Origin of the sequence: Barnesiella sp. CU968, from assembly GCF_905219685.1 — a bacterium.
In the GTDB taxonomy this organism is placed as follows: domain Bacteria; phylum Bacteroidota; class Bacteroidia; order Bacteroidales; family Muribaculaceae; genus Lepagella; species Lepagella muris_A.
On the sequence record NZ_CAJMXD010000263.1, the window covers coordinates 1 to 4,146 of the forward strand.

Consider the following 4,146-nt stretch of genomic DNA (forward strand, 5'->3'; position numbering starts at 1 on the left):
TTTCAAGTCTTTGCTGTCTCGCATATGAACTGACGGCAAGATAGTGCGGGTTGTTTTCATGCAACGGATTGTCGGTAGAGAAATTCATTTTCAGACGATTTCCTGCCGCATCGGAAAGATTCCACGAATAAGATGATCCCCACCCCTTCTTATGGTTTTCAGAATAATCGTATTCAAAATCGCGGTTCTGAATCAACTCGGCATACAAACCTCCGTCAGCAGCATAACTGATGTCTTCAAAAAATATTCCGATCAGTTTATCACTGATACGATATGGAGCTTTTCTTTCATCANNCGATATATTAGCGGTTAGTCCGCTCATTCCCGCAAACCGATTGCCGTCATCCTTCATCAGTTCACTTTCGCGTCTGTGCCTGCTGCCTCTTTCCTTTACATAACCGGTTAAATTTCTCACCAGAGAAAATGGAACTTTAATAATTTCGCCGTATACGCACTTTCCTCCGAGTTCGATGCCTGCGGGCTCACCATGTCTCAGACCACAACAACCCAACCGGCAGGAATCCTCTTTCTTTGAATATTTCTGTGGTTCCCAATTAATAAGATCAGCAGAACGCGCATATGCGATAGTTTCCTTTTTATCTGACACATACCATGTGGCGATCCAACCGTCTGAAGTTTTGTACAAACGGGGGGCAAACATGGTTTTATGACTTCCCCATGGACCGAAATCGGAGGAAACAAAATCATATGCGGCATCCGCCGGACCGGCAGGATCGGCGATTGAATTCCAGACAATGCCGTCTTCACTCCAGGCAAGCCGCAATCCACTGCGTCCGTCAGCCTTTGAATATGAGAACAACAACACTGAATCCGGCATATTACAGGATGTGCCAGCGTTTATAACAAACGAAGCTGTAAGCGCAAACGCGCCTACAGCTACTTTTAAGATAGCATCAAATTTCATGATGTTACTATTGATATTATTCAACAAATTCCTTATTTAACAATTACAAAGCCTTTTTCTGAAGGAATGGTTACGGCATATCTTATTCCGGATTTCTTGCCATTTTTCAGAGAGACGGTATTTTTCATCAGTGCATCACCCTCGCCGTCTGAATAAACCACAGCTTCTCCGGACTGAATAAAGTCAAGATTGAGTTCCAATGACACAGGCTCTTTTCTGGCGTTTATACCTGCCACATACCATTTCCCTCCGCTTTTACGTGCAATAACGGCATACTGTCCGGGATAACCTGCCACATATCTTGTCTCATCCCATTTTGTGGGAACTGACCGCATATATTCCAAAGCAAGAGGAGAGGCATCCTCCAGATTGTTTGGAGTAAGTGCGAAGTTCTGGGCGGGACTCTGGTATATTGTGGCAAGAGCAAGCTGAAAAGCATCTGACGTGCGCCGATAATTGCCTTCGGCATTTGTCCTGTGCAGTCTCTTGTTCAGGAAGGTTCCGCCATATTCCATTGCACCGACCGTGTTTCTTATAAAAGGATGCAGTGTGGCATTCTCAGCTTCCTTGTCACAGAAATGTTGATTAAAAACCATATTTTCCGAAGCCAGCACCGCCTCGCTTCCGACATAATTGGGATACATGCGTTCCCAGCCGCGAGGAAGCGTGCAGCCATGGAATATCACCATAAGTCCGTGATCATCGGCATCGCTGAGGATATCTTCATACAGACGCATTGTCTCTTGCTTGTCACCTCCGAAGAAATCCACTTTTATACCTTTGACTCCGATACTTTGCAGCCAGTCCATCTCTCTCTTTCTGGTAATCGGATTATCCATTATGTTGATCGGACTCTGCTCGATATCATTCCAATAACCGCTTGAGCTATACCATAAAAGAGGTGTGACACCCTTATCCTTGCCATATTCCATCAGTTCGATGATGCCGTCACGGCCTATCGTACGATCCCAATAGTTGTCAATAAGCGTATAAGGATAACCCATGGCACCGGCAAGATCTATAAACTTCTTGATGTCTTTCTTATTGATACTGTTGTCCTGCCATACAATCCAGCTCCACGTTCCTTTATTAGGATTATAGGTATGTTTGGATTCATAACGAGGTTCAACTGTATTCCAAGGAGCGGTGGTCTCTATAATAGGTGCGAGATCCGCACCTACAGTGACTGTGCGCCAGGGAGTCGAGCCGGGCAGGGCAAACGCCGGCTCGCTGGTGCCGTTGCCGTTGTTTTCTTCCGGCATCGGAAAAGCGATGGAGTAGACTCCATCTTTTCTGTCTGTCAATCTGGAGCCACAATAATTGCGGTCTACACCAGTTTCGCTCAGAAGTACCCAACCTTTGTCACCGATGCGGAAAAGACCCGGAAATGTAAAACCATGTCCATAATGTGAGCGGGTGTCAAGAGGCGCATCAATAATGTATTCCTCCTCATAACTCGGTTTGGTGCGTTTCCATGCTATCATGGCATCGCTCTGAGGAGTTAGAAATGCCGTGGCGTATGACGGAATATGAAAACCTGTCTTCTCTGCCATTATTCTCGCAGCTCCAGTTTCTTTGGGTTTGGCGAGATTATATCTGAATGCCACATCATTATCAGAAACCACAAACTCAATACCCACTTTATCACCTTTCGGATTCTTAAATTCGCACGTAAGAGAATTTGCATCGAATTTAACCGAAGATTTTTTGATTCTTTCGTTCACATAAGTCTTATGCCATTCGTTGTCATGCCGTGCGATCATTCGGAGATCTTTCGAAAAATCTCCGTAATCTGCCACAATACCCAAAGGAGAGTCTTCAAGCATCACCACACCATTGTAAGATACGTTATATACTGGAGCGCCTCCGTTTGTCTTTACATCCACCCTCAGTTTGCCGTCAGGACTGCAGACTGAAGCATCCGCAATGCCGTTTTCCGCATCACCCCATTTCTGGCGAAGACGTTTCATCTCATCTTCAGTTACCGGAATTACCGTGCCATGACGCGGATGAAAATTCATGGTTACAGGACGCTCGACATTCTTGAAATTCTGCAAATCCACAGATTCTGTAAAATCATACCCTTTCTTCATGTATACATCATACATGAGAATATATCTGTCTTCACCGATTAGCTTGAATGTTCCGGCTCCTTCAACCGCCTCTTTTGTCTGCTGTTTATAATCAGGGTACTCTGTCCATTTGCCGGAAGTCAGATCTTTGGTCGTTGCAACTTTTATGCCATTACCATGACCCTCTGTCTTATAAAAGAGGTGGTATATACCGTCTTTATAGACAATATCACCATCGATACACGACTTTCCGTCCTGAGGAATAAAAAACGGTTTGGGAGCACCTTCGATATCGGTAAAATCTTTATTGGCATAAGCATAGTATATTATATCTGGACCGTTGCCATGCTGCATTGACCAATATATCAGGAATTTCTTTGCCTTGGGATCATAGATGGTCTGGGGAGCCCATACTCTTTTCAGATTCTCCTGCCCGCTGTATTTCTTCTGGATATTGATTGCGGAATGAGTCCAGTTGACCAGATCGCACGATTTCAACAGAACCATTCCTCTGTTGGAATCCCACCCTCTGGCACTGACCATATCTGTCACAACCATATAGAAACAATTGTCGGGACCACGAAGAATATGCGGATCCCTCACACCTCCGGTCTCGCTTATAAGCGAAGATTTTATTACAGGTCTGTTGCCGTTAAGTGCCTTGTAATCAAAACCGTTATCACTCAACGCAAACCTTATTGCCTCTTCCTCCTTATTATTGTTGTTTCCGGTAAAATAAGCGAAGAGATAACCTGCCATATCTTTCTCAGCAGGAACTTTTCCTTTAGCCGACACTGACAAGGCGGCAAAAACAATCATCAGCGACAATAAACATCGTGTCATGGTAAGTTGTTATAGTTTTAAAGTGAATTTTAAGGTTGTTTAACATTGTCTGGCAGACGCGACCGCTATCGTATTTTATTCAGTCATAACAGATCTTATTCAGCTATAATATAACTGCAATAATATGACTGCAGAATTTGTCGCCAAACCTGGAAAGCGTTTAAGTGTATTTTTTACACTTATTCCGCAAAGTTAAACATTTTTATTGCATTTCACAAATATAGGCACTCACTGGCGTCTCTTAAAATCTGTTAATGCGAAATTGTTAAACTCTGTATTCATGTTGGTTACGCGATTTTCTNNCCT

1 protein-coding gene and 1 pseudogene are annotated in these 4,146 nt (G+C 43.8%); both read right to left on the reverse strand.

Annotated features, from left to right (window positions below):
• Positions 1-957 precede the first annotated feature (957 nt).
• The gene (locus JX312_RS09870) at positions 958-2,895 is read right to left on the reverse strand and encodes a glycoside hydrolase family 97 protein (RefSeq protein ID WP_239653884.1); all 1,938 of its coding nucleotides are present in this window, start codon (positions 2,893-2,895) and stop codon (positions 958-960) included.
• A gap of 555 nt (positions 2,896-3,450) precedes the next feature.
• Positions 3,451-3,840 (reverse strand): annotated as a pseudogene (locus JX312_RS14340) (glycoside hydrolase); the annotation flags it as partial.
• Positions 3,841-4,146: the final 306 nt, after the last annotated feature.

Coding starts and splice junctions, on each gene's coding strand:
- JX312_RS09870 (WP_239653884.1), bottom strand. CDS start 2,895: ATGAAACGTCTTCGCCAGAAATGGGGTGATGCGGAAAACGGCATTGCG.